The organism is Methylotenera sp. G11 (genome assembly GCF_000799735.1).
In the GTDB taxonomy this organism is placed as follows: domain Bacteria; phylum Pseudomonadota; class Gammaproteobacteria; order Burkholderiales; family Methylophilaceae; genus Methylotenera.
Map to the genome: position 1 here is coordinate 1,555,710 of NZ_JUHH01000001.1, position 24,848 is coordinate 1,580,557.

The following is a 24,848-nucleotide window of genomic DNA, read 5'->3' on the forward strand; positions in this document are numbered from 1 at the left end:
AGGAAACACGGAATTAAATCGGCGAGCAGGATGAACTACAGCCGTACCGGGCGTGTCCGTAGAGCATATATGCAAAAAGCGCGCACAACGCAGCAATCTGCCCGCATGGATAGCTAATTCCGCACTTCCTCAATGAAGAAATAAAACGACTCATGATACTGAACAAATGGTGGCACTATCTCGTAATGACCGCGATTGTCGGCAGCTTGTCCGTGCTGGCACTGATAGGCCTTGCCGCTGCGCTGATCTATCCTACCCTGCCTTCACTGGAAGCGCTGACCGACTACCAGCCGAAACTGCCGCTGCGGGTTTATTCCGAAGATGGCTACCTGATTGACGAATTTGGCGAAGAGCGCCGCGCTTACATCAAGATAGAACAGGTGCCGCAGAATATGAAAGATGCCGTGCTGGCGATTGAGGACCGACGCTTCTACCAGCATAGCGGTGTTGATTTCAAAGGCATCCTGCGTGCGATCAGGAACAACATCACCGGCAGGAGCCATGAAGGCGCCAGCACCATTACCATGCAGGTAGCCAAGAACTTTTTCACCACCCCCAATGGCAAGCGCACCATCATTACCAAGATCAACGAGGCGATGCTCGCTTTAAAAATCGAGCATACCTTGAATAAAGATAAAATCCTGGAGCTCTACATCAACCAGATTTATCTTGGCCAGCGCGCTTATGGATTTGCCGCAGCAGCACAGGTGTACTATGGAAAGCCATTGGATAAACTCAACCTTGCCGAATCTGCATTGCTTGCAGGTTTGCCTAAAGCACCTTCCGGCTACAATCCTTTCGTCAACCCCAAGCGCGCGATCACGCGTCAGCAGGAAGTCCTGCGCGATATGTACCGCTTCGGGTTCATCAAAGAACCGGTTTACCAGGCAGCCTTGAAGCAACCGTTGCGGTTTAAGGCATCAAAACAGGCGCGCGACCTGGCGGCAGACTATGTTGCGGAAATTGTACGCGAAAGCCTGTATGCACAATATCAGGATGACATCTACAGCAGCGGCCTGCGCGTTTACACTACGATACGCAAAGCCAACCAGGAGGCCGCCAATGCCGCCATCAGGGAAGGCGTTCTAGACTACGATTCACGCCACGGTTTCCGCGGCCCCGAAAAAACACTCAATCTTGCCAAGATTCTTGCTGAGAACCCATCCGACGGCCTGAACGAGGCGCTGGATGATTTTGATGAATCCAACGGTTTCATCCCGGCAATTGTGACCAGCCTGTCAGCCAAATCCGTGCATGTTCACACAAAATACGGTGATGATATTGAAATCAAAGGCAAGGGGCTGGCACTGGTTGCAAGGACGCTGAGCCAGAAAGACCCTGAGAAGGTTTTATTAAAAGCCGGTTCCGTGATCCGGGTCACCAGAAGCGCCGGCCAGAAAGACAGCGACGGCTGGAGGATCGTGCAGATGCCGCAGGTTGAGTCTGCCCTGATTGCATTAGACCCTGAATCCGGCGCAGTCCGCGCCTTGGTGGGCGGGTTCGACTTCAACCGCAACAAGTTCAACCATGTCACTCAGGCATGGCGCCAGCCAGGCTCAAGTTTCAAACCTTTCATCTACTCCGCAGCACTGGAAAAAGGTTTTACGCCGGCCTCCATCGTGGAGGACAGCCCACTGAACTTCTCAGCAAAAGAAACCGGCGAAAAAGCCTGGTCACCGCGTAATTTCGACAACACATTCGAGGGCCCGATACGTTTGAGGCAAGCCCTGACCAAATCAAAGAACCTGGTTTCGATCCGGGTGATACAGGCAATAGGACCAAGTTACGCACAGGACTACATCACCCGCTTCGGCTTTGCGGCCAAAGACCATCCGGCTTATCTCACCATGGCACTGGGCGCAGGTTCGGTAACCCCCTGGCAGATGGCAACAGCCTACGCCGTGTTTGCAAACGGGGGCTACCGCGTCAAACCCAACCTGATCACTAAAATCGTAGACCAGCAAGGCAAAGTCCTGGCAGAAACCAAATTCGTTAAAGCCGGCCAAGGCGCCCCCCGAGTCATTGATGCCCGCAACGCCTTTATCATGAATTCCATGATGCAGGATGTCATCAGGCGCGGCACTGCGACCCGGGCACTGCAACTGGGCCGCAATGACCTGGCCGGCAAGACCGGTACCACCAATGACCATTATGACGCCTGGTTTGCCGGATACAACCCGAAACAGGTGGCGATCGCCTGGGTCGGCTATGACAAGCCGCGCGCACTGGGCGGCAGCGAGACCGGCGGCGCTGCCGCACTGCCTATCTGGATCAAGTACATGGCAACCGCCTTAAGAGGCATGCCGGATGTGGAGCCGGTGGTTCCCGATGGCATCATGGCGCTCAGGGTCGACCCGGTGACCGGCGTACGTGCAGACAATGACGAAAACGGCATTTACGAATACTTCTATCATGAAAATCCACCGCCCGAAATCGAAGAACAGCTGCCGTCATTGTTTGATGGCCTGGAAAACCCGGAAGACACCTCCTTGAGTCAGGCACAGAAGTTATTGCAGCCTGAAATCGTATTGCCGCCTAAACCGGCAGCGGCCAAACCAGCGGAAAGCCAATCAAGAACTACGGAAATTGCACCCAGAAACCCACTGAATGCACATTAAGGTGCGCACTAAGGAATCAGTTGCAGCACTACCGGCGTATGGTCAGACGGGCGCTCGAGCTTGCGTGGCGCCTTGTCTATATATGCCTCGGCACAGCGTGATCTAAGCGCGTCGCTGACCAGGATATGGTCGATGCGCATTCCCAGGTCACGCCGGAAACCTGCCATGCGGTAATCCCACCAGCTGAAGCTCTTTTCCGGCTGGTCGAACAAACGAAAACTATCATGCAGGCCAAGCTGGATCAGCTGCCGGAATGCCTCGCGCTCCGGCGGGGATACCAGCACCTGCCCCACCCACGCGGCCGGGTCATGGCAGTCACGGTCTTCCGGTGCGATATTATAGTCGCCCAGCAGCAATAGCCTGGGGTGTGCAAGCAGCTCGGCTTTCAGCCAGTCATGCAGGGCATCCAGCCAGCGCAGCTTGTATTGATATTTTTCGGAGTCCAGCGCCTGCCCATTCGGGATATAAGCGCAGACCACACGCACATCACCGATGTCTGCGGCAATCACACGCTGCTGGTCATCGGCAAAACCCGGAATATTGCGCTGAACATTGGTGAGGGGATGTCGGCTGAGAATCGCTACCCCGTTATAGGTTTTCTGCCCGATATGCACCGCCTCGTAACCGGCTTCTTTTAATGCAGTGTAAGGAAACTTGCCATCTTCCTGCTTGGTTTCCTGCAGGCAAAGCACATCCGGCTGGGCTGCCTTCAGCCAATCCAGCACGTGCGGCAACCTCACGTTTAAAGAGTTAACATTCCAGGTAGCAAATTTCAAAACGGAAACCTCGGTAATTAATTATTCGTTAAAAATATTTTTTAGCCACAGATAAACACAGATCAACACGGATAAAAAAACCTAATTCAACGCTAGTAAGCCCTAATTTCGCCTTGCTTCTCAAAGTGAATCTCTGGGTTTTATCTGTGTGTATCTGTGTTTATCTGCGGCTAAATCAGGTTTTGATTTTTAACACTTTAAGCAATCATGCCACTGTGTCTCAGCAGGGCATCAATGCTTGGCTCGCGGCCACGGAATGCGGCAAACGATTCCATCGCGGAACGGGAGCCGCCTTTTGCCAGGATTTCCTGCCAGTAGCGCTGACCGGCCTCCCTCGATAGCACGCCGTCTTCCTCAAACATGCTGTAAACATCGGCAGACAGCACCTCGGCCCATTTATAGCTGTAGTAACCGGCAGCATAACCGCCCGAAAACACATGCGTGAAGTTATGCGGAAAGCGGTTCCATTTAGGCGGACGCACCACAGCGACTTCATCGCGCACAGACTCAATCAGGTCAAGCGCAGTCGTTGCCCCATGCGGGTCAAACTCGCTGTGCAGGCGAATATCAAACAGGGAGAACTCGATCTGGCGCACAGTCTGCATACCGGCCTGGAAGTTCTTTGCTGCCACCATCTTGTCAAAAAGCGAACGCGGCAATTGCTCACCGGTATCCACATGCGCCGTCATGTTGCGCAGCACTTCCCATTCCCAGCAGAAGTTTTCCATGAACTGGCTTGGCAACTCTACCGCATCCCACTCCACACCCTTAATGCCGGATACGCTGTAATCATCCACTTCCGTGAGCATGTGGTGCAGGCCGTGGCCAAACTCATGGAACATGGTCAGCACTTCATCATGCGTGAACAAGGCAGGTTTGCCGCCGACCGGCGCAGAGAAGTTACAGGTCAGATAGGCAACCGGCCTGGTCAGGCCGCCGGCTGATTTACGGCGCGTGATGGCTTCATCCATCCAGGCGCCGCCACGCTTGTTGTTGCGCGCATACAAATCCAGATAGAACTGGCCGATCAACTCGCCCTGCTCATCCTTGATATCGTAAAAACTTGCATCTTCGTGCCACACCGGCGCATCAGAACGGCTCACATGAATGCCGAAAATGGTTTCCACGACCTTGAACAAACCTGCCAGCACTTTATGCTCAGGAAAATACTGCTTCACTTCCTGGTCTGAAAACGCATATTTATCTTCACGCAGCTTCTCGGAAACATAGGACACATCCCAGGCTTGCATGTCAGTGATGCCAAGTTTGGCAGCGTATTCATCCAGCTCTATTTTATCCCGCAGCGCAAACGGCTTCGCCCTGGCGGCCAGGTCCTTGAGGAAAGACTCCACATGCTGCGCCGAGTCAGCCATTTTTGTCGCGATGGAAAGCTCTGCATAGTTATCAAAGCCGAGCAATTGTGCAGCTTCGTGCCGCAACTTGAGTATCTGCGCAATGACAGGCGTGTTATCCCACTCCGGTTTTGCGAACTCGGAAGCCCGGGTAGCGTAGGCACGGTAAAGCGTTTCACGTAATTCACGGTTATCTGCATATTGCAGTACCGGCAAATAGGACGGGAAATGCAAGGTGAATTTCCAGCCGGTCTTATCTTCCGCTTTTGCCGCATCGGCAGCGGCCTGCAGCACATCCTGTGGTATACCTTGCAAGGTTTTTGCGTCGTGTACGTACAAAGCATAATCATTGGTGGCATCCAGCACGTTTTCCTCGAATTTGGAGGAAAGTTTGGACAGCTCTTCCTGAATCTCCTTGAAACGCGCTTTCTGGCCGGCTGGCAACTCCGCACCGCCCAGACGGAAATCGCGCAATTCATTCTCAACGATTTTTTTCTGCGCCACCGTCAGCGTTTCAAACGCCTGGCTATTGCGCAAAGTGCGGAATTTGGCGTACAGGCGCTCATCCTGCCCCAGGTCCGCGTAAAAGTCCGTGAGTTTCGACAGGTTCTCATTGTAGGCCTCACGCAGCTCCGGGCTGTTCACGACCGCATTGATATGACCGACCTGCGACCATGCACGCGACAGGCGTTCTTCCATATCTTCCAGCTTGCTGGCGAAGTTATCCCAGGTCACGGCACCGTCACCCACGCTGCCATCAGCCGTGGCAAGCGCTTCGACTGTTTTTCTGGCATCTGCCAGCAGGCTGTCGATCGCCGGGGAAACATGCTCGGCTTTTACCTCATTGAATTTGGGTAAACCTGCAAAATGCAGAAGCGGATTATTTTCTGATTGTGAAATAGACACTGCGCGGAATCTTTCTGTTTAAAAACAAATGGGTCAAAGGTCTGGTGGGTTAAACGTCTAGTTGATTAAACGCAAGGTGAGCGGGTAACGGTAATACTCACCTTTACTGCTTGATATGGCGGCAATAATGCAGAAAACAATATTGAATACCCAAATCAGCCCCAATAATAAAAATCCGACCAATATGAAAACCAGCACATAAGCTGCAAACTGCGCCAGCAGCAGCGTGATCTGGAAGTTCAGGGCTTCTTTGGCCTGCGCTGCAATGTATTCACTGTCATTTTTCTTCAATAGCCACACCACTAATGACGGGATGAACGAAAACAATATGCCGCCCAGGTGGGTAATCGTCACAATGTTTTTATCGTCGTTGCTGGGCACAGTAATTTCAGTGGACATGTTTAAACCTTTTAAAGTCTGCAGTTAATAGCGAATGATGGGTTCAGCAAGCCGCAACGGCCATGAACCAGCTGCTATAAAGCCAGTGGTTAGTTGAGATTGATTTTATTGACTACAAGTTCAATTTTGTCAGAATCCGTCAAGCCAAGCACCTTGCGCGCCTGTCCGGACAGCTCGCTCAACTGGCTATGCAGAACCTGCTGCTTGATGCTTAGCACATGTGACGGGTGCATGGAGAACTGGCGCAAGCCCATTCCCAGCAACAGCTTGGTCAGCTTGGCATCACCCGCCATTTCACCGCATACGGAAACGGCTTTGCCCTGCTTTGCACCTGCTTTGATCGTCATGGAGATCAGCTTCAGCACTGATGGATGCATAGGGTTATACAGATGTGCTACAGCATCATCGGTACGGTCTATCGCCAATGTATATTGAATCAGGTCGTTAGTACCGATGGACAGGAAATCCAGCTCGTCGGCAAAAGCTTCGGCATTGATCGCCGCAGCCGGGATTTCGATCATGCCGCCAAGCTCGACGTTTTCATCGAACGGGATGTTTTCCTTACGCAGGCTTGCCTTGGCACGTTCAAGAAATACTTTCGTCTGGCGCAATTCCGAAAGCATGCACAGCATCGGGATCAGGATCTTGATTTTTCCGTAATGAGATGCCCGCAGCAATGCACGCAGCTGGGTATGGAAAATCTGCGGCTCGGACAGGCACAGGCGGATCGCCCGCAGCCCCAGTGCCGGGTTGGGTGAGTTCACCACCGTATCGGCATTCATCTGCTTATCCGCCCCCAGGTCCAGGGTGCGGATAGTGACTGGCGCGCCTTTCATGGCTTCTGCCACTGATTTATAAGCCTCGAACTGCTCTTCTTCATTCGGCATATCATGCCGGTTCATGAACAGGAACTCGGTACGGTACAGCCCGATGCCGGTCGCGCCGGAAGCCTTGACCGCTGCCACGTCTTCCGGCAGTTCGATATTGGCCATCAGCTCTATGGCCGTGCCGTCTATGGTCAGCGCTTTGGTGGTTTTGATGCGTTGCAGCTTTTGCTGCTCAAGTTCCCACTGTTCCTGCTTTAATTTGTACTCATCCAGAATCTCTTTGGATGGATTAACGATGACAACGCCCAGGTCACCATCAACAATGATGAGTTCACCATCATTGATCAGGTCACGCGCACGCTGCAACGCGACAATAGAAGGGATATTGAGGCTGCGTGCCAGGATCGCCGTATGCGAGGTTGCGCCGCCCACATCCGTGATGAACGCCGCGAACTGGTGCTGCTTGAATTGAATGGCATCCGCAGGGGAAACATCATGCGCAACCAGGATCAGTTTACGCTCCTGATGCAAGGCGCTGTTCTGCTGCTCGGTACTGAGCTGCGCCTGATGGCCAAGCAGCACCTTGATGATACGCTCAACAACCTGAATGACATCCTGCTTGCGTTCACGCAGGTAGCTGTCTTCAATCTGCTCGAACTGGTCGACAATGTCGTCCATCTGCAGCTTGATGGCCCACTCGGCATTGCATTGTTCATTCCTGATGATATTTTTAGGCACTTCAGACAGTGACTTGTCTTCCAGCATCAGCAAGTGTGTACCGATGAACGCAGCCAGCTCTGCCGGCGCATTCTTGCGCAGGCTGCCCTTGATCTGCGCCAGATCCTGCTTAACGGTGGTGATTGCGTTGCTGAAACGCTTTACTTCATCGTCAATCAAATGTTTGGGCAGCTGGTAATGCACCACTTCCAGCAATGCATTGGAAAGCAGGTGCGCATGGCCGATCGCAATGCCGCTGGAAACGCCTACACCATGAATACTGAAACTGGTCATTCGCCTTCGCCGAAGTAATTTTCAATCAACGCCGTCAATGCCTCGATCGCCTCAGCTTCATCGGCACCGCTGGCCTCCAGGGTAACAATCGCGCCTTTTGCCGCCGCCAGCATCATCACGCCCATGATGCTCTTGGCATTGACGCGGCGCCCATTGCGCTCAATCCACACCTCACTGGCAAACTTGCTGGCAGTTTGCGTGAGCTTGGTCGAGGCGCGGGCATGCAGACCCAGTTTGTTAATAATTTCCAGTTGCTTGCTAATCATATCAATCTGAATCCTGTTATTTAACGGAGCCTTGCTCGAAGCGCTCACAGCTTTCACGGTCAAACGCCACGACGCCTTCACGGCCTCCGCTCAAGGCTTTATCAACCAGCACCGGCAAAGGCTCCTGCCGATAGTTCATGACCCTGACCAGCATGGGCAGATTCACGCCAGCCACGCCTTCAACTACTCCCGGCTGCAGTATTTTAGTCACGATATTGCAAGGGGTGGCGCCATACATATCAGACAATACAAGCACGCCATCGCCGCTATTCACGCTCGCAACCAGTTCCATCGCCTTCGGAACGACACTGCCGGGGTCATCTTTACTGCTGACCGCGAGCGAGGCTATCTGCGGAGGGGTCTTGCCCAACATGTGGTTTGCACACTCCAGCAGGCTATCACCGAGCGTACCATGCGTAATCATTAAAATACCGATCATTGTTTATAAGTACCTAAATTTTATGGGCATCCCAATCCTGGGGACATCGCCAGGAAGAATCGGAAAACGCCCGGTTTGCTTTACTATTTGAGCTCCCGGTGCCTGGTCAGTACTTTCTGCTGCGACTGAAAATACTGGCTTAGCTGCTCGACCATGTAAACCGAGCGATGCTGGCCGCCGGTACATCCGATGGCGACGGTCAGGTAACCGCGGTTATCCATAATAAAACACGGCAGCCATTTTTCGACAAAAGCACGGATATCCGAAAGCATCTCCTGCACTGAATCATGCACTTCCAGATAAGCCTTGATCTGCTCGTCCTTACCCGTCAGCTCACGCAGGTTCGGGTCGTAATGCGGGTTAGGCAGGCAGCGCACATCGAATACGAAATCGGCATCCAGCGGTATGCCATGCTTGAACCCAAACGAAGTAAACAGCAAGGTCAGCCCCGCATGCTCGCTGGACACGACATCCTTGACCCAGCCGCGCAAGGTATTGGCACTCAGGTTGCTGGTATCAATCACATGCCCCAGGCTGCCGAGATTGCCCAGCAGTTCCCGCTCATAAGCAATACTCTCAGCCAGCGTAGTCGTATCTTTGCTTAACGGATGCTTGCGCCGTGTCTCACTGAATCGCTTTACCAGCGTTTCCACGTTAGACTCCAGATACAAAACGCGTGTGTCGACATTCTGCGATTTCAGCAGGGCGATATTATCCGGCAGCGATTCAATCGCGGCACTCCGACTGTCGATACTGATCGCGACCAGATGATGATGCACGGTCGTGAGGTGGTCTGACAGGCTGGGCAGCATGGTTGCCGGCAGGTTGTCGATACAGTAATAACCGCTATCTTCAAGCGCACGCAATGCGATACTCTTACCTGAGCCGGAAAGACCCGTCACAATGATCAGTTGCTTCATGTTATTAACTTAAAGTCGCTATCTGTTTTTTTTCATTTCACGCTGCTGGCGCTGGGTAAATTGCTTGGTTGCATTAATACCGCGCAATAATAACACGTGGTTGCGGATTGCAACTTCTACCAGTACCGCAATGTTGCGCCCGGCCGCGATCGGAATCTGCACCTTAGGCACTTTGACGCCCAGCACCTCTTCGTGCAGGGTTTTGATATTCAGCCTGTCAAGCAGCTGCGGTGCCAGTTTATCTGCCATTTCCAGCTGGATAATCAGGTCAAGCGGCTTGGTCGGCTTGACTGAATTATCGCCAAAGATGGCGCGGATATTCAGGATACCCAGGCCGCGCACCTCCAGAAAGTCCTGCAGCAAAGCCGGGCAGCGCCCTTCAACCCGCTCAGGTGAAATCCGGAAGAAATCTACGACGTCATCTGCAACCAGGCGATGCCCGCGTGAAATAAGCTCCAGAGCGAGCTCACTTTTACCGATAGCCGCCTCACCTTTAATCAGCGCACCAAAACCCTGCACCTCCATGAATACGCCATGCAGGCTGACAGATTCTGCCACTGCCTGCGCCAGGTAATGGCTCAGGAAATCCATCAGCGCAGGGCTGCGTAAAGTGGAGGTAAACAAGGGCGCGGCGTGCGCATCGGCAGCCGCCATAAGTGATTCCGGCACTTTTTCGCCGTTGGCAACGATCACGGCCGCCAGGTCGGTTGAGTACAGGTTCTCGATTGCACGTACTGCCTCGGTGGTCGGCAAGCTGCGTAAATAATCCATCTCGGCACAGCCCAGCACCTGGACACGGTTAGGATGCACGAAATTAAGATGGCCGATGAGTGCCAGTGATGGTTTTGTGACGGTTTCGCTAGTGAGAGTATTTGACCCGCCGTTCAGCCCTGCGATCCAATTGAGTTTGAGCTTGCGGCGGGTTTGTTTGAATAGCTCAGCGACGTTTATTTGAGCCATAAATGATGATTAAAACAAGACGTTAATTATTCAACATTCTGATGCTTAACGGCACCATTCGCTTTGTGGTGATCTGAATTCTTCTCTTTATGCCTCAACACCTGGCGGTCAAGTTTGTCAGTCAGCATATCAATTGCGCTGTACATATTCTCATCCTGACATTCCGCGTGTAAATCATTACCAGGAACATGCAGTGTAGCTTCTACCTTTTGGGCGAGCTTTTCAACACTCATGGTCACTTTGACATCGATCACATGATCAAAGTGATTACTAACTTTAGCCAGTTTGCTTGTAAGATAATCGCGCAATGCTGGGGTTATTTCTAAATGGTGACCAGTTAATTGTAAATTCATGACTTGCTCCTTTTGAAAATATTCTCAGGGCCTGAGCCGATCTGCTGAACCCGGAACCCATCGAACAATTTCAGTTTACTACGTTCATTTGCTTCTGTGGGATTGAAACAAAGAATTTTTTTATTTACGCTTTGAAGCGGTAAATTTATAGCGATTTTCTTAAACTGGCAGGCGCGATATTCAGTGATTCACGGTATTTCGCAATGGTACGGCGCGCCACCACGATACCCTGCTTTGCGAGCAAATCAGTGATCTGGTTATCGGAGTAAGGCTTTTTAGGATTTTCCTGTTCGACCAGTTTCCTGATCAGCGCACGAATCGCCGTGGCTGAACAGGTGCCGCCGCTGTCGGTCGCGACCGAGCTGCCGAAAAAATATTTAAGCTCGAAGATGCCGCGTGGCGTGAGCATGTATTTATTCGTCGTTACGCGGGAAATCGTCGACTCATGCAAACCCAGCTCATCCGCGATTTCGCGCAGCACCAGGGGCTTCATCGCCACCTCGCCATACTCCAGGAAATTACGCTGGCGGTCGACAATGGCCTGCGAAACACGCAGGATGGTTGAAAAGCGCTGCTGGATATTTTTGATCATCCATTTTGCTTCCTGCATCTGGCTTTGCAGGTACTGGCTGGAGCTATCGCGGTTACGTTTCAATATGCCGGCATAGAGCTGGTTGATCCTGAGCTTGGGAATCACGCTCTCATTCAGGCTCGCAATCCAGATGCCTTTGACTTTTTTCACGACCACTTCATGCTGGATATAATGCTCGGAACCGATGTGGCTGAAATCGGCTCCAGGCCTCGGATTCAGGCTGGTGATGACCAGCTGCACCTGCTTCAGCGTCTGTTCGTCACAGCCCAGCTCTTTACGCAGTTTGGCAAAATCGCGCGCGCCCAATGCCGGCAGGTGCTTTTCTGCCACCAGGCGCGCCAACGCCAGGTGCGGCGTATTTTCAGGCAAGGCATCAAGCTGCAGCAGCAGGCATTCGCTTAAATTGCGTGCACCGACACCCGCCGGATCAAGGTGCTGGATATGGCGCAGCGCCGTTTGCAGTTCCAGCGCGTCGATCTCCAGCTCCAGCGGCATTTCTTCTACGATCTCTTCCAAGGATTGTTCCAGGTAGCCATCATCATTGATGCTATCCACCAGCAGCAAGGTCAGCGTCTGGTCACGATCCGACAGCGGCATCAGCTTCAGCTGCGATAACAGGTGTTCGCGCAGGCTGATCTGCAATGTATCCTGCTGCTTGAAATCGCTGTCGTCATCCGCCGGCATATTATTCTCATCCCAGCGGCTACCATTGGAAAACACGTCAAATTCTTCATCGAATTCAGCAGAAAATGTATCGGAGAAATCTGCAGCACCCGGCTCGAAGTCGGAGGCTTCATCAAACTGCCCCGCTTCCGTAGTGCCGGACTCGCTGACGCCGGGCTGGAAGTCCTGGCCATTGAAACCGGCATCAAAATCACCTGCATCCGCATTGCCGGCAGCATCCTGCGCTGAAGCTGTCTGGCTGTCTGCGCCATTATTCAATGGCGAATCTTCCGCAGCCTGGTCTACAGGGTTGCCGTACTCGTCTTCGCTATCGTCACCACGCTCCAGCAGCGGGTTGGTTTGCATCAGAACGTCGATTTCCTGATTCAGCTCCAGCGTCGAAAGCTGCAACAGGCGAATGGCCTGCTGCAGTTGTGGTGTAAGGGATAAATTCTGGGAGAATTTGAGTTGTAAACCTTGCTTCATAAACGAAAATCTTTACCCAGATAAACTTCCCTGACGCTTTCACTTGCCACAATCTCGCTCGGGATACCGGAAGCGAACACATGCCCCTGATTGACGATATAAGCGCGATCGCAGATACCCAGGGTCTCACGCACGTTGTGGTCGGTGATTAATACGCCGATATTGCGTGAGCTCAAAAAACGGACAATCTGCTGAATATCAATCACCGCAATCGGGTCAATACCGGCAAACGGCTCATCCAGCAACACAAAGCTGGGGTCGGAAGCCAGGCAGCGTGCAATCTCCACACGGCGCCGTTCACCGCCGGACAGGCTGATCGCGATACTGTCACGGATATGCGTGATATGCAGCTCTTCCAGAAGTGATTCGAGCCTCTCCTGCATTGCTTCTTCAGAAATTTCCTGTAACTGCAGAATCGCCATGATGTTTTCAGACACGGTCAGCTTGCGGAAAATAGAGGCTTCCTGCGGCAGGTAGGACAAGCCCATTCTTGCACGCATATGAATAGGCATGCGGCTTAAATCCACGCCGTCCAGCAAAATCCTGCCTTCATCCAGGGGCACCAGCCCTACCATCATATAAAAGCTGGTGGTTTTGCCGGCACCGTTAGGCCCCAGCAGCCCGATCACTTCTCCGCTTTTTATCGTCAAAGAAATATCCTGCACCACGGTACGTGCCTTATAAGACTTGCGCAGATTCTCTACAACGAGTTCACTCATCACATGCTCTCTTTTATTTAAGCTGGGGGCTGACTTCTAAATTACGGCTCAAACGCATGTTTTTTACCGCCGGCGTCGCTGCACTGCCGTCTATCGAACTGACCTTGGCGCCAGGCTCCGCTGGTTTAGCAGGCGCAATGGTTTTTTTACCTTTAGGCTGGATAATGGCACGCACACGGCCGCCGGTACCGCCTGGCGTGCCAGCCTGTGAACCGCCGCCAATCACTTCTGCATATTCTGCATTGGCGTCATACATGATGTAATCGCCATGCACGATATCGGCACCGCGCTTGACCCAGGCCTTGGTGTAAAGCTGCACTTTATCCATGCGCCCATCGTATTCGATACGCTGCGCGCTGCCTTCCATATATTCGTTTTTACCTTCCATTTTCTGCTTGAAAGTGGTCGGGTTACCTAAAGACGTGCTGTGCTGGAACCCCTGGCTATCCTCACGCACGATCAGTTTATCTGCATGGATCACCAGCGTGCCCTGCGTCAGGATCACATTACCGCTGTAAGTACTGATCTGCTTGGAATCATCGACCTTGACGGTATCTGCTTCCAGGTCGATAGGTTTATCCCGGTCGGCCGCTTCAGCCATGGCGCGGCCTGACATACCTGACAATGACAGGCTCAGTACCGCGATTCCTATCATTAAATCTGGCCTTACTGAAAAATACGGCTTATTCATAGTGTCTCCGAATGCGCACATTGTTAGTGTTGGATTTATCCTGTTTAAGGGTTTTCTGCCCTGTATTCAACGGCTTGTTTTCACCGTTATGGTTTTTTTCCTGCTTGCCGGCCGCTGTTTTCTTGCCCGCATTGTCTGTTTGTGTCGATGTTGCCGCGCCCTTATCCATGACTGGCCTTTCATAATGCGCACGCACTTTATGCAGCAAAGTCACGGTATGCTGTTTCTTTTCATAAATCATGCCTGTCGCATAAATCACGGTTTTGGGAGCCTGCCGGATAACGACCGGCCGGTCTGTCGTCACCAATTCATCATTGGGCCTGATATTGAGGTAATCCGTTTCAACCGTCATTTCCCCTTTACCGGCATATGCCTGGCGCGTTACTTTCACATTATCAAGCAACTTGATTTCTTCACCATCGGTCGACACAAAACCGCGCAGCCCCTGCACCTCGGTGTATGGTTTGCCTATCGCGAACTGCGTATAGCGCGGCCGCTGCAGCTCTGTCGTATCATTGTCCGGGAAGTGCCGCATTTCCACCGCCGCCAGTTTGTAGCGCAGGTCGCCATTAATATCAGTCTGCGTAGTCACAAAATTGCTCATGATATAGTCAGGGTCATGGCGGCTACTGCCATCGAGCCTGGGTGCCGGCGGCTGCACTGACCGATTGATCCAGAACGTCAGCAACGCTAGCAGCATCAGCAATGCCAATGGAAATGTGATCGCAGCCTTGGTACCGAAATGCATCGTTATGCACCCGCTTCAATACAGCTGCGCATGTTGCAAAGGCACGCTACAAAACAACATTTTGAAAAAATCACTGGCATTGACATCTGCTTAACCTAATTGCTGATGTTTGCCTGTGTCAGGAATTGCGCCATCTGCGCATCAAACGTACCCTGCGCCTGCATGAGCAATTCACACACTTCACGCACCGCGCCGCGTCCACCTGACTTGTAAGTCACATAGTGCGCATGTTTCAGCAGCAGGGCCGGCGAATCCGGCACCGCAATTGCCAGCCCGCATTGCAGCATGGGCGGCAGATCCACGACGTCATCCCCCATGAAAGCACACTGGTCCGGCTGCAAACCGCTGGATTTCACCAGGTCGTGAAATGCCAGCAGCTTATCTTCAACACCCTGATAGAAATGAGCGACGCCGGTGGTCTCTGCGCGCTTCTTGACTACATTTGAAGTGCGCCCGGTAATAATGGCCAGTGAAACCCCGCTAGCCTTGAGCAGCTTCATCCCCAGGCCATCATGGGAATGAAAAGTCTTATACTCCTGCCCATCGTCGCCTATCGTCAGGCCGCCATCGGTCATTACACCGTCCACATCCAGGATCAGCAACCTGATTTTCTGTAACCGCTGGTTCAAATCAATATTATTATCTGTAACGCTCATCAAACCACCTTTGCCAGTAACAGGTCATGCATATTCAACGCGCCGACCAGGACACCCGCCCCGTCAACCACCAGGAGCCCGTTGACCTTGCATTGCTCCATCATTTCTACGGCAACCATCGCCAGCTCATCACTCAGAATCGTTTTAGGTTGCTGATGCATCACATCCTTGATGCTTGCAGCGGCAACATCAATGTTCTGCTCAAAGGCACGCCTCAGGTCGCCATCGGTAAATATGCCGACCGCTGCGCCGCGCTCGTCCACCACAGCCGTCAAACCCAGCCCCTTGCGCGACATTTCAAGCAGGCCTTCCGGCAGGGTTGCAGTGACGGGCACCTGCGGCACATCGGCACCGGCGCGCATCACATCGCTGACACGAACCAGCAACCGGCGCCCCAGGCTGCCGCCGGGATGGGAACGGGCAAAGTCTTCTGCGGTAAAATCACGCAGGTCCAGCACACACAATGCCAGCGCATCACCAAGCGCCAAGGCGACCGTAGTGCTTGAAGTAGGCGCCAATCCAAGCGGACAGGCTTCCTTCGCGACATGGGCGCTCAAATGTATATCAGCCGCTTTCGCCAGCGTAGAAGCATCATTGCCGGTGATGGCTATAATGGTTGCCCCCAGCCTTTTCAGCGGCGGCACGATCGCCAGTATCTCGTCGCTTTCTCCTGAGTTTGAAAGCGCGATCACGACATCACCGGCTGTAATCATGCCAAGGTCGCCATGGCTGGCTTCGGCCGGATGCATGAAAAACGCAGGAGTACCGGTACTGGCAAGCGTAGAGGCGATCTTACCGCCGACATGTCCGGACTTACCCATACCGCTCACAACCACGCGTCCCCGGCATTGCAGCACACACGCCACCGCATCGGCAAAACTCTGATCCAGCCGTTCTGCCAGCAGCTCAACCTCACGCGCTTCCAGCAGCAGAACCTCTTTCGCCAGTTGGAGCGTTTTATTCCGGTCTACAGCCTGATTCATCGTTTGCAGCGCTTCAGGCTGCCGGTCAGGCATGATGTGGTTACTTGATAATGGCATTCGCTATGTTTTATTAAAAGCTAAAGGGTTGCTGCTGACACTTTATAAGGATTCAAATCGAAGAAAGTTAACGGCTATTTACGGCTAGTATAAAAGGGAATTATCAAGTTATAAAGCCTCACAGCGCATTAATAACAATTTTTTTAGGCAAAATGCACAAAAAATCCCCGGATGGGCACAGATTTTGCTAACGATCTTTGCCGGCAGGCCGTGCCAGCGGTAAAGGCGCAACCCCAAACCGCCTGATAAAAAAATTTCTATGTCGTGCGCCGATATGAAACAATATGGGAATATCTTTATTCATTCATACTGCAAAACGGAACGAGACACCCATGATGCAAGACGCCGACGACGCCGTTAATGACCATGCAGGCAACACGGCACAGGCCGAATGATCAAAGCGACCCAATAAGAAAAATAATTAATTAATCCTGTAGCGCCATAAGAATATGTTCAACACATTACCGTTAATTCTGATACTGCTGATTAGCTCGGTATTTGCCGTGGCATTATTCCGTGCATTCAACTTGCCGGCAATGCTTGCCTATTTCCTGGTGGGATTGGCATTAGGCCCGCATACTTTCGGCCTGCTGCCGGATAGCGAGGCCAACCGCGAATTTGCAGAATTCGGCATCGTATTTTTAATGTTCAGCATTGGCCTGGAGTTCAGCCTGCCGCAGCTGTATGCGATGCGAAAGAAAGTATTGGGGCTGGGCGGCGGCCAGGTGCTGATTACGCTCATGCTCACCATGGTCATTTCCAAACTGGCGGGGCTAAGCTGGGCAACGGCATTCGTGATCGGCGCCGCTTTAGCCATGTCATCCACGGCCATTGTTTCCAAGATCCTGGCCGAACGCATCGACCTGAACTCCCGCCACGGCCGGCTGAGTATCGGCGTACTGCTGTTCCAGGACATTGCAGTCGTTCCCATGCTGGTACTCATCCCGGCGCTGGGCATCGCCAATGCGAACCTGATGGATGTGCTGGGCCTGGCGTTACTGAAGGCGATTGCAATGCTATTACTGCTGTTCACTATCGGCAAATGGCTGATTAACCCGTGGTTCAACCTGGTTGCCAGCCAGCGCTCGCGCGAACTGTTTGTCATGAACGTGCTCATGGTGACTTTGCTGCTGGCGTTTGCGACCAAACTCGCCGGCCTGTCCTATGCGCTCGGCGCCTTTATCGCCGGCATGCTGATTTCAGAAACCAAGTTCAGGTACCAGGTGGAATCCGACATTTCGCCATTTCGCGATATTCTGCTGGGTCTGTTCTTTATCAGCGTCGGCATGCTCATCAATATGCAGCAGATTTATGACCATGCCGGACTGATCGTGCTGATCCTGTTCGGCTTCATCCTGTTTAAGGCGCTCATCGTGGCTGCGGTCGTACGCTTCTTCAAATACGAGGCTGGCGTAGCCATCCGCACCGCACTGATCCTGGCGCAGGCAGGTGAATTCAGCTTTGTGATTCTGGCACTGGGTGCCGAACATAAACTGATCAGCGGCGTGGCACTGCAAGCCGTGCTTGCTGCATCGCTGCTATCGATGGTGATCGCACCTTTCCTGATCCAATACAACGGCAGGATAACAAGGCGGCTGGTCGGCAGCTACACACGCAACAGCGGCAAAGTGGTAGAGGAGATTGAAGAAGCAGGCCGGCATCTGCATGACCACGTCGTGATTTGCGGCTATGGCCGCAGCGGCCAGTACCTTGGGCGCTTTCTGCGTGAGGAAAAAATCCCTTACATCGCACTGGATATTGACCCGGCACGGGTTCTGGAAGCCGCCGCAGCTGGTGAAAACGTGATGTTTGGCGACGCCGCAAGACGGGTTGTGCTTTCAGCTGCCGGCTGCGCGCGCGCCAAAGCACTGATCATCAGTTATGCCGACAATCGTGCCGCGATGAAGATCCTGCATATCGCTCAGGAAAGCTACCCGCATGTACCCGTCATCGTGCGCACCGTGGATGATTCGCACATGGAACAACTGCGTGCGGCCGGGGCAGCCGAAGTGGTGCCGGAAATACTCGAAGGCAGCCTCATGCTGGCCTCACACGCGCTGATGCTGCTGGGTGTGCCGCTCAACCGCGTAGTGAAGCGCATTCGCTTATTCCGTGAGGAACGCTACAAACTGTTCAAAGGCTATTTCCACGGCGCTTCGGATACCGACAATGAAGACCTCGAAAAACAGCAGGTGCGCCTGCATTCAGTGATTATCACCAACAGTGCGTTTGCGATTGGCAGAAGCCTTGCCGATATGCAGCTGGATGTTTTTGATGTTGAAGTCAAAGCCATTCGCCGCCCCAATTCAAATGGCGCAGAGCTATCGACCAATAGCCTGCTTGCCGAAGGCGATGTCATTGTATTGCTGGGCCAGACCACCGGCCTGGCCAATGCCGAGAATGCCTTGCTGATCGGGCGTGTAGCAACCAAGTAGATCCCAATTATGACTAAACATGTAATGATTATCGGCGGCGGCATCGTAGGCTGCATGACCGCCATTGAACTTGTAAACCGTGGCCATCGCGTCACGATCGTGGAGCGCAACCAGATAGCCAGCCAGACCTCGGGTGAGTCTTCATGGGCTGGCGGCGGCATTATTTTCCCGCTGTTGCCCTGGCAATACTCTGATCCGGTCAACGCGCTGACGCGCCATGGTGCTGATTTTTACCGCGAGTTCACCCAGAAACTGCTGCGCGAAACAGGCCTGGATGCAGACTTTGCACAGTCAGGCTTTCTGCTGCTACCGGAATTTGATACCAACGCCGCACTGGCCTGGTGTAAAAAATACGGGGTTGAAGCCCGGCCAGCCAAGGCTGCCGATTACAGCGTACAGTCGCCGAGCGGCAATTATGCACTGTGGCTGCCAGGGGTATGCCAGATCCGCCCACCATACCTGATGCAGGCAATGCGCAAATGGCTGGAGCAGAACAACGTAACCATGCTGGAACATACGCAGCTGGTGCCGCTGCAGGAAACCGGAGAACTCAATGAATGGCAGACCACTAGCGGCGAAAAACTGAGCGCGGACCAGTTCGTCGTGACCTCAGGCGCCTGGAGCTTTGACCTTTTAAAAGAAACCTCGTCCAAACTCAATATCAAGCCGATGCGCGGCCAGATACTGCTTTACAAACCAGAGCAGAATCTCAGGCAAATGGTTTATCGCGAAGGCTTTTACATGATACCGCGCCTTGACGGCCACCTGCTCGCCGGCAGCACACTGGAAGATGTAGGTTTTGATAACGGCGTGACTGAAGCCGTGCGTGAAGAATTGCGCATCAAAGCCGAAGCCATCATGCCGGAGCTGAAGCGGCAGCCGATCATCAAGCACTGGAGCGGGCTGCGCCCCGGCACGCCGGAGAACCTGCCGACAATCAGCGCGCACCCGTCCATTAAAAACCTGTACCTGAATACGGGACATTTCAGGTATGGCCTGACCATGGCACCTGCCAGCGCCAAGCTGATTACCGCGCTGATGGCCGGAGAGACGCCGCAGATTGACCCGGCACCATACACCTGCGCCAGCTGAATCCTGCACCGACAGTACCGGGCATCGCCATATTGATAAAGGTGAATGCAATCTTTTTATGCATTTACCTGTACGTGGATTTTAACCATTGGTAAAATGGTATGTTGACTCAATTATTTCCAGGAATTCAAGGCTTTCCAAGCCCGGGAAGCCCAAGTTCGGAAAGCCGGCACATAGATTAGGATGTTACATGCTGTTAATGATAGATAACTACGATTCGTTCACCTATAACTTGGTGCAGTACCTGGGTGAACTCGGCCAGGACGTGCTGGTATACCGTAACGATGAAATTGACCTCGCCAAAGTGGCGGAACTCAAACCTGACCATATCGTGATCTCTCCCGGGCCATGCACACCGAATGAGGCCGGTATCAGCGTGCCCCTCATCAAAGAATTCGCGGGCAAAATCCCATTATTAGGCGTATGCCTGGGCCACCAGAGCATAGGCCAGGCATTTGGCGGCAATATCGTTCATGCAAAACAGCTCATGCACGGTAAAACCTCGCTGATCTACCACAACGATGTCGGCGTATTCAAAGGGCTGCCCAACCCTTACACCGCAACACGCTATCACTCACTGGTCATCGAAAAGGAGTCGTTGCCGGACTGCCTCGAAATCACAGCATGGACAGAAGATGGCGAGATCATGGGTGTGCGCCACAAAACGCTGGCGGTGGAAGGCGTGCAATTTCACCCCGAATCCATACTGACTGAATATGGCCATGAGCTTTTGAATAATTTCTTGCAATCCAATTAATTTCCGAAAGCTATCGTCAAAGTGAATTACCCGCAAATCCTCAATCGGCTTATCGACGGCCAGAACCTGAGTTTTGAAGTCATGCAGGATGTGATGCATCAGGTCATGTCCGGCGCACTGACGCCGTCGCAGATTTCCGCCCTGCTGATAGCGCTGCGCATCAAAGGTGAATCTGTCGATGAAATCGCGGCGGCGGCCAGCGTCATGCGCGAACTCTCAACCAAAGTGAACGTAGAAGCATCAAGGCACCTGATCGATACCTGCGGTACCGGCGGCGACGGCATCCAGACTTTCAATGTTTCAACCACCAGTGCCTTTGTCGCGGCAGCTGCCGGTGCAAAAGTCGCAAAACATGGCGGGCGTTCCGTTTCCTCGGTCTGCGGCAGCGCAGACGTACTTGAATCGCTGGGCGTCAGCGTCAGCCAGACACCGGAACAGGTAGCCGGCTGCATTAACAGCATCGGCCTGGGCTTCATGTTCGCCCCCAACCACCATAGCGCAATGAAACACTCAGCCCCGGTGCGTAAAGAACTCGGGGTGCGCACCATGTTTAACCTGCTGGGGCCATTGACCAACCCCGCGCGCGCCAAAAACCAGCTGCTGGGCGTATTTTCGGCCAGCCTCACCGGCAAGCTCGCGCACGTCCTGAAGCAACTGGGCAGTGAGCATGTCATGGTAGTGTGCGGTGCTGACGGCATGGATGAAATCTCATTCACCGGCGATACCTATGTCGCTGAACTGAAAAACGGCACTGTGCAGGAATATGTAATCAATCCGCAGCAGTTCGGCATGCGCTTGCATGAATTAAGCAGCATCAAGGTCGCTGATGCCCAGCAATCCAAAGCCATGGTGCTGGAAGTACTGTCGGGGAAAGCCGGCGCTGCCAGGGATATCGTGCTGCTGAATGCGGGCGCAGCCATTTACGTGGCAGGTCTGGCGCCATCGTTGCAAGACGGCATCGCCACTGCGGCAAGCATGATCGATAGCGGCAAAGCGATGCAGAAACTACAGGAACTGGTGTCGCTGACCAAGGCATGAGCGCATACCTGAAACACTTCCTTGCGGCACTCTATCTGGCATTGGCGCTGTGCGCCTGCAGCCAGCCGGATGCCAGTAACGCACAACAGCCCACGCGTGCCGATGCAGTAGCCGTTGCCGAAACCAGCAACGCCGCACTGGAACAGGCGTTCGAGGCCAGGAAAAGCAATGTCCAGCTTGGTGGACACGGTGTTGTAGTCAAGCTGCTGAAAGATGACGACAAAGGCTCACGGCACCAGAAGTTTCTGGTAAAAATCAACGCGCAGCAGACATTGCTGTTTGCGCATAACATCGACCTGGCGCCACGCGTACCGTTACAAGCCGGCGATGAAATCAGCTTTTACGGTGAATATGTATACAATCCCAAAGGCGGCATCATGCACTGGACACATCACGCGCCGCGAGGTGACCACATAGCGGGCTGGATTATGCACAATGGCCAGAAATACCAGTAAAAGTCCTCCAGCAACTGAAACAGTATTTATCAATAGTGAAACCAAACCATGTCAGACATACTGAATAAAATCATTGCCACCAAGGCCGTTGAAGTTGCGGCGGCAAAAGCACAGAAGCCGCTTGCCGAAATGCAGGCAGCAGCCCTCTCCGCGCCTGCGCCGCGTGACTTTGTGGGCAGCATCCGCAGCAAGATTGCCGGCAATCAGTCTGCCGTGATTGCAGAAATTAAAAAGGCGAGCCCGTCCAAAGGCATCATCCGTGAGGATTTCAGGCCGGCAGACATTGCAAAGAGCTATGAACAGGGTGGCGCAGCCTGTTTGTCAGTACTTACTGACATTGAATATTTCCAGGGCTCTCCGGAATATCTGAAACAGGCACGCGCGGCTTGCAGCCTGCCGGTATTACGCAAAGATTTCATGATAGACCCATACCAAGTCTATGAAGCCCGTGCAATGGGTGCCGACTGCATCCTGCTGATTGCCGCCGCGCTTGACCTGGCGACTATGCAGCAACTGGAAAAAGTCGCCCACGCATTAGGCATGGCGGTACTGGTGGAAGTGCATAATGGAGAAGAACTGGATCTTGCCTTGCAGCTGGAAACACCGCTATTAGGCATTAACAACCGAAACCTGCGTACTTTTGAAGTCACGCTGGACACCACCCTGGGCTTGCTGGCACGTATCCCGAACAACAAGATCGTGGTGACGGAATCCGGTATTTTCACTGCTGAGGACGTAGCGCTGATGCGTAAAAATAACGTACATACCTTCCTGGTGGGCGAAGCGTTCATGCGCCAGCCGGAACCAGGTGCTGAATTAGCGAAAGTGTTTGCCTAACACAACTCAGGCAATCTAGAAAATAAGGAATCGATTATGAGCTACCCATATTCACGTCCGCGCCGCATGCGTAAAAACGAGTTCTCACGCCGCCTGATGCGTGAACATGTGCTTACCAGCAACGACCTGATCTATCCGGTATTCGTACTGGATGGCGAAAACCGCACTGAAGAAGTGGCATCCATGCCAGGCGTAAAACGCCAGAGCATCGATGTACTGCTGAAAACTGCCGCCGAGTGCGTGCAGCTTGGCATCCCGGCGATTGCACTGTTCCCGGTAGTGGATAGCCAGTACAAAAGCCTGGACGCTGCCGAAGCATTCAACCCGGATGGCCTGGTACAGCGCACCGTTACCGCATTAAAGGCCGCCTACCCCGAACTGGGCGTGATTACGGATGTGGCACTTGACCCGTACACAACGCATGGCCAGGATGGCCTGATTGATGAATCCGGCTATGTACTCAATGATGAAACCATCGAAGTGCTGGTCAAACAGGCCATCTCCCACGCCAATGCAGGCGCTGACATTGTCGCCCCTAGTGACATGATGGACGGGCGCGTAGGCCAGATTCGCGAGGCGCTGGAAAGCACCCGCAACATCCACACCAGGATCCTCGCTTATTCGGCAAAATACGCCTCAGCATTTTATGGACCTTTTCGTGACGCTGTCGGTTCTGCCGGCAACCTGGGCAAAGGCAATAAATACACCTACCAGATGGACCCTGCCAACAGTGATGAAGCCATGCAGGAAGTGGCACTGGACATTTCCGAAGGCGCTGACATGGTCATGGTGAAACCGGGCATGCCATACCTGGATATTGTACGCCGCGTTAAAGACGAATTCGGTGTACCGACTTATGCCTACCAGGTGAGCGGTGAGTATGCCATGCTGAAAGCAGCCGCACAGAACGGCTGGCTGGATGAAAAATCCTGCGTAATGGAAAGCCTGCTTGCCTTTAAACGCGCCGGTGCAGACGGTATCCTGACCTATTTTGCCATGGACGTGGCACGCTGGCTAAAAGCCGCCTGATGCATACTGCTTGCCGCCAGGGGTTCTGACAGCAGAGTCCCCTGGCAGCTCGCCCTGGCAACTATAGTTCAATATAGTTCAATCCTGTCGCCCCAGCAGGGCCTTTACCCCTTCAATATCCATCCTGTCGGCATTACTGCCATCGGCAGCGCGCTTGGTTGCGACCCGGATATCATCAACATCAAACACACTGAGCCTGATTAAACCTTTTTCGGTTTCCAGCGTAAACACAGGCACCGTCTTGCGGCTATCCCCTTTTTTATCGCGTTTGCCGTCATTCATGATGCGGTAGGATTTTTCATTCACATCAAACGGGATTTTCTGGTTGAGCAGAAACATTTCCACATCTTTCACGCTATCTGCAAACAGGTGGATATGGGTTTCAGACATTAATCCGGCGGTGCCATCCAGCACGGCTCCGGTTAAATGCGGATTGAATCTTGCCAGCAGCTGCATGGTGAACAAGGCATTCATTCTCAGGTCGTACAGGTTTTCGGGCTGCGCTTCACTCAGAAACAAAGCATGATAGAGCTTGAGCTCTTCTTCAACCTCTGCATTGGACGGCATGATGCTGTTATCAACAGCGCCCAGCTGCCGCCCTGCTTTCTTTTTCGCATAGCCAAAGTCAGAAACACCGTCTTCTGCCATCATACGTGCTGCCTGCTGGGCGATAAGCTGTCGCAAGTGCTGCATATTTTCTCTTGCCATTTTGATTACACTCTTTTTAACGTACCTGGCAGTTCATAGCCCGGCTGGTAAGCCTCCGGCAATATCACTGCAGAC

24 protein-coding genes are annotated in these 24,848 nt (G+C 53.0%); 8 read left to right on the forward strand and 16 right to left on the reverse strand.

The annotated features are described in order from the left end of the window. The first annotated feature begins 152 nt into the window (after nucleotides 1-152). Entirely contained in the window at nucleotides 153-2,618 is a 2,466-nt protein-coding gene (locus tag GQ51_RS07165; RefSeq protein ID WP_052177747.1) for a penicillin-binding protein 1A, read from the forward strand. An 8-nt stretch (nucleotides 2,619-2,626) separates the two neighbouring features. Here GQ51_RS07165 and xth read toward each other — a convergent pair whose 3' ends face one another. From xth to GQ51_RS07240, 15 genes are all read right to left on the reverse strand, one after another. After that, a complete protein-coding gene (gene xth, locus GQ51_RS07170; protein ID WP_047551596.1) occupies nucleotides 2,627-3,394 on the reverse strand; it encodes an exodeoxyribonuclease III in 768 nt (255 codons plus the stop codon). A 197-nt stretch (nucleotides 3,395-3,591) separates the two neighbouring features. Further along, nucleotides 3,592-5,652, reverse strand: coding sequence for a M3 family metallopeptidase (locus GQ51_RS07175; protein ID WP_052177748.1), 2,061 nt, complete (start codon nucleotides 5,650-5,652; stop codon nucleotides 3,592-3,594). 57 nt (nucleotides 5,653-5,709) lie between these two features. Beyond that, nucleotides 5,710-6,051, reverse strand: coding sequence for a DUF4870 domain-containing protein (locus GQ51_RS07180; protein ID WP_047551599.1), 342 nt, complete (start codon nucleotides 6,049-6,051; stop codon nucleotides 5,710-5,712). Nucleotides 6,052-6,140: 89 nt separating this feature from the next. Continuing rightward, nucleotides 6,141-7,889: a phosphoenolpyruvate--protein phosphotransferase gene (gene ptsP, locus GQ51_RS07185; protein ID WP_047551602.1), complete on the reverse strand. Its 1,749-nt coding sequence runs from the start codon at nucleotides 7,887-7,889 to the stop codon at nucleotides 6,141-6,143. After that, nucleotides 7,886-8,155 (reverse strand): HPr family phosphocarrier protein, encoded by a 270-nt coding sequence (locus GQ51_RS07190; RefSeq protein ID WP_047551605.1) that lies wholly within the window; start codon nucleotides 8,153-8,155, stop codon nucleotides 7,886-7,888. Before GQ51_RS07190 ends, ptsP begins: the two co-directional genes overlap by 4 nt. A gap of 16 nt (nucleotides 8,156-8,171) precedes the next feature. Continuing rightward, nucleotides 8,172-8,594, reverse strand: coding sequence for a PTS sugar transporter subunit IIA (locus GQ51_RS07195; RefSeq protein ID WP_047551608.1), 423 nt, complete (start codon nucleotides 8,592-8,594; stop codon nucleotides 8,172-8,174). A gap of 83 nt (nucleotides 8,595-8,677) precedes the next feature. Next, entirely contained in the window at nucleotides 8,678-9,514 is an 837-nt protein-coding gene (gene rapZ, locus GQ51_RS07200; RefSeq protein ID WP_047551610.1) for an RNase adapter RapZ, read from the reverse strand. A gap of 18 nt (nucleotides 9,515-9,532) precedes the next feature. Beyond that, complete coding sequence (gene hprK, locus GQ51_RS07205) at nucleotides 9,533-10,474, reverse strand: HPr(Ser) kinase/phosphatase (RefSeq protein ID WP_047551612.1); 942 nt, start codon at nucleotides 10,472-10,474, stop codon at nucleotides 9,533-9,535. Between the two features lie 26 nt (nucleotides 10,475-10,500). After that, nucleotides 10,501-10,827 carry a ribosome hibernation-promoting factor, HPF/YfiA family gene (gene hpf, locus GQ51_RS07210; protein ID WP_047551615.1) on the reverse strand — a complete coding sequence of 109 codons (327 nt, stop codon included), beginning with the start codon at nucleotides 10,825-10,827 and terminating at the stop codon, nucleotides 10,501-10,503. A 145-nt stretch (nucleotides 10,828-10,972) separates the two neighbouring features. Beyond that, a complete protein-coding gene (locus GQ51_RS07215) occupies nucleotides 10,973-12,568 on the reverse strand; it encodes an RNA polymerase factor sigma-54 (RefSeq protein WP_047551618.1) in 1,596 nt (531 codons plus the stop codon). Then, nucleotides 12,565-13,287, reverse strand: coding sequence for an LPS export ABC transporter ATP-binding protein (lptB, locus tag GQ51_RS07220; RefSeq protein WP_047551622.1), 723 nt, complete (start codon nucleotides 13,285-13,287; stop codon nucleotides 12,565-12,567). The genes GQ51_RS07215 and lptB overlap by 4 nt, the downstream gene beginning before the upstream one ends. 13 nt (nucleotides 13,288-13,300) lie before the next feature. Next, complete coding sequence (gene lptA, locus GQ51_RS07225; RefSeq protein WP_052177864.1) at nucleotides 13,301-13,942, reverse strand: lipopolysaccharide transport periplasmic protein LptA; 642 nt, start codon at nucleotides 13,940-13,942, stop codon at nucleotides 13,301-13,303. A gap of 28 nt (nucleotides 13,943-13,970) precedes the next feature. After that, the gene (gene lptC, locus GQ51_RS07230; RefSeq protein ID WP_047551625.1) at nucleotides 13,971-14,726 is read right to left on the reverse strand and encodes an LPS export ABC transporter periplasmic protein LptC; all 756 of its coding nucleotides are present in this window, start codon (nucleotides 14,724-14,726) and stop codon (nucleotides 13,971-13,973) included. A gap of 95 nt (nucleotides 14,727-14,821) precedes the next feature. After that, on the reverse strand, nucleotides 14,822-15,382 hold the full coding sequence (locus GQ51_RS07235; RefSeq protein WP_047551628.1) for a KdsC family phosphatase: 561 nt from the start codon (nucleotides 15,380-15,382) through the stop codon (nucleotides 14,822-14,824). After that, nucleotides 15,382-16,365, reverse strand: coding sequence for a KpsF/GutQ family sugar-phosphate isomerase (locus tag GQ51_RS07240; protein ID WP_047554017.1), 984 nt, complete (start codon nucleotides 16,363-16,365; stop codon nucleotides 15,382-15,384). The genes GQ51_RS07235 and GQ51_RS07240 overlap by 1 nt, the downstream gene beginning before the upstream one ends. A gap of 506 nt (nucleotides 16,366-16,871) precedes the next feature. On the opposite strand from GQ51_RS07240, the gene GQ51_RS07245 reads away from it, so the two are divergent. The 7 genes from GQ51_RS07245 (at nucleotide 16,872) to hemB (ending at nucleotide 24,065) form a co-directional block, all read left to right on the forward strand. Next, complete coding sequence (locus tag GQ51_RS07245; protein WP_047551631.1) at nucleotides 16,872-18,857, forward strand: cation:proton antiporter; 1,986 nt, start codon at nucleotides 16,872-16,874, stop codon at nucleotides 18,855-18,857. Between the two features lie 9 nt (nucleotides 18,858-18,866). Next, entirely contained in the window at nucleotides 18,867-19,949 is a 1,083-nt protein-coding gene (locus tag GQ51_RS07250; protein WP_047551634.1) for an NAD(P)/FAD-dependent oxidoreductase, read from the forward strand. A 190-nt stretch (nucleotides 19,950-20,139) separates the two neighbouring features. Next, entirely contained in the window at nucleotides 20,140-20,706 is a 567-nt protein-coding gene (gene pabA / locus GQ51_RS07255) for an aminodeoxychorismate/anthranilate synthase component II (protein WP_047551637.1), read from the forward strand. A gap of 21 nt (nucleotides 20,707-20,727) precedes the next feature. Further along, complete coding sequence (gene trpD / locus GQ51_RS07260) at nucleotides 20,728-21,744, forward strand: anthranilate phosphoribosyltransferase (protein ID WP_052177749.1); 1,017 nt, start codon at nucleotides 20,728-20,730, stop codon at nucleotides 21,742-21,744. Then, complete coding sequence (locus tag GQ51_RS07265) at nucleotides 21,741-22,199, forward strand: DUF3465 domain-containing protein (protein ID WP_047551643.1); 459 nt, start codon at nucleotides 21,741-21,743, stop codon at nucleotides 22,197-22,199. The genes trpD and GQ51_RS07265 overlap by 4 nt, the downstream gene beginning before the upstream one ends. 48 nt (nucleotides 22,200-22,247) lie before the next feature. After that, nucleotides 22,248-23,036 carry an indole-3-glycerol phosphate synthase TrpC gene (trpC, locus tag GQ51_RS07270; RefSeq protein WP_047551649.1) on the forward strand — a complete coding sequence of 263 codons (789 nt, stop codon included), beginning with the start codon at nucleotides 22,248-22,250 and terminating at the stop codon, nucleotides 23,034-23,036. Between the two features lie 36 nt (nucleotides 23,037-23,072). Beyond that, nucleotides 23,073-24,065 carry a porphobilinogen synthase gene (hemB, locus tag GQ51_RS07275; protein ID WP_047551651.1) on the forward strand — a complete coding sequence of 331 codons (993 nt, stop codon included), beginning with the start codon at nucleotides 23,073-23,075 and terminating at the stop codon, nucleotides 24,063-24,065. A 78-nt stretch (nucleotides 24,066-24,143) separates the two neighbouring features. On the opposite strand, the gene GQ51_RS07280 is transcribed toward hemB, so the two are convergent. Next, the gene (locus GQ51_RS07280) at nucleotides 24,144-24,773 is read right to left on the reverse strand and encodes a hypothetical protein (RefSeq protein WP_047551655.1); all 630 of its coding nucleotides are present in this window, start codon (nucleotides 24,771-24,773) and stop codon (nucleotides 24,144-24,146) included. Between the last annotated feature and the right edge of the window lie 75 nt (nucleotides 24,774-24,848).

What these genes read in the sequence shown, in the direction of transcription:
- GQ51_RS07280 (WP_047551655.1), bottom strand. Translation starts at nt 24,773, where the DNA reads ATGGCAAGAGAAAATATGCAGCACTTGCGACAGCTTATCGCCCAGCAG.
- hemB (WP_047551651.1), top strand. Translation starts at nt 23,073, where the DNA reads ATGAGCTACCCATATTCACGTCCGCGCCGCATGCGTAAAAACGAGTTC.
- trpC (WP_047551649.1), top strand. Translation starts at nt 22,248, where the DNA reads ATGTCAGACATACTGAATAAAATCATTGCCACCAAGGCCGTTGAAGTT.
- hprK (WP_047551612.1), bottom strand. Translation starts at nt 10,474, where the DNA reads ATGGCTCAAATAAACGTCGCTGAGCTATTCAAACAAACCCGCCGCAAG.
- GQ51_RS07180 (WP_047551599.1), bottom strand. Translation starts at nt 6,051, where the DNA reads ATGTCCACTGAAATTACTGTGCCCAGCAACGACGATAAAAACATTGTG.
- pabA (WP_047551637.1), top strand. Translation starts at nt 20,140, where the DNA reads ATGCTGTTAATGATAGATAACTACGATTCGTTCACCTATAACTTGGTG.
- GQ51_RS07235 (WP_047551628.1), bottom strand. Translation starts at nt 15,382, where the DNA reads ATGAGCGTTACAGATAATAATATTGATTTGAACCAGCGGTTACAGAAA.
- GQ51_RS07195 (WP_047551608.1), bottom strand. Translation starts at nt 8,594, where the DNA reads ATGATCGGTATTTTAATGATTACGCATGGTACGCTCGGTGATAGCCTG.
- GQ51_RS07165 (WP_052177747.1), top strand. Translation starts at nt 153, where the DNA reads ATGATACTGAACAAATGGTGGCACTATCTCGTAATGACCGCGATTGTC.
- lptA (WP_052177864.1), bottom strand. Translation starts at nt 13,942, where the DNA reads ATGATAGGAATCGCGGTACTGAGCCTGTCATTGTCAGGTATGTCAGGC.
- hpf (WP_047551615.1), bottom strand. Translation starts at nt 10,827, where the DNA reads ATGAATTTACAATTAACTGGTCACCATTTAGAAATAACCCCAGCATTG.
- ptsP (WP_047551602.1), bottom strand. Translation starts at nt 7,889, where the DNA reads ATGACCAGTTTCAGTATTCATGGTGTAGGCGTTTCCAGCGGCATTGCG.
- GQ51_RS07265 (WP_047551643.1), top strand. Translation starts at nt 21,741, where the DNA reads ATGAGCGCATACCTGAAACACTTCCTTGCGGCACTCTATCTGGCATTG.
- GQ51_RS07245 (WP_047551631.1), top strand. Translation starts at nt 16,872, where the DNA reads ATGTTCAACACATTACCGTTAATTCTGATACTGCTGATTAGCTCGGTA.
- GQ51_RS07215 (WP_047551618.1), bottom strand. Translation starts at nt 12,568, where the DNA reads ATGAAGCAAGGTTTACAACTCAAATTCTCCCAGAATTTATCCCTTACA.
- lptB (WP_047551622.1), bottom strand. Translation starts at nt 13,287, where the DNA reads ATGAGTGAACTCGTTGTAGAGAATCTGCGCAAGTCTTATAAGGCACGT.
- GQ51_RS07240 (WP_047554017.1), bottom strand. Translation starts at nt 16,365, where the DNA reads ATGAATCAGGCTGTAGACCGGAATAAAACGCTCCAACTGGCGAAAGAG.
- GQ51_RS07190 (WP_047551605.1), bottom strand. Translation starts at nt 8,155, where the DNA reads ATGATTAGCAAGCAACTGGAAATTATTAACAAACTGGGTCTGCATGCC.
- lptC (WP_047551625.1), bottom strand. Translation starts at nt 14,726, where the DNA reads ATGCATTTCGGTACCAAGGCTGCGATCACATTTCCATTGGCATTGCTG.
- GQ51_RS07250 (WP_047551634.1), top strand. Translation starts at nt 18,867, where the DNA reads ATGACTAAACATGTAATGATTATCGGCGGCGGCATCGTAGGCTGCATG.
- rapZ (WP_047551610.1), bottom strand. Translation starts at nt 9,514, where the DNA reads ATGAAGCAACTGATCATTGTGACGGGTCTTTCCGGCTCAGGTAAGAGT.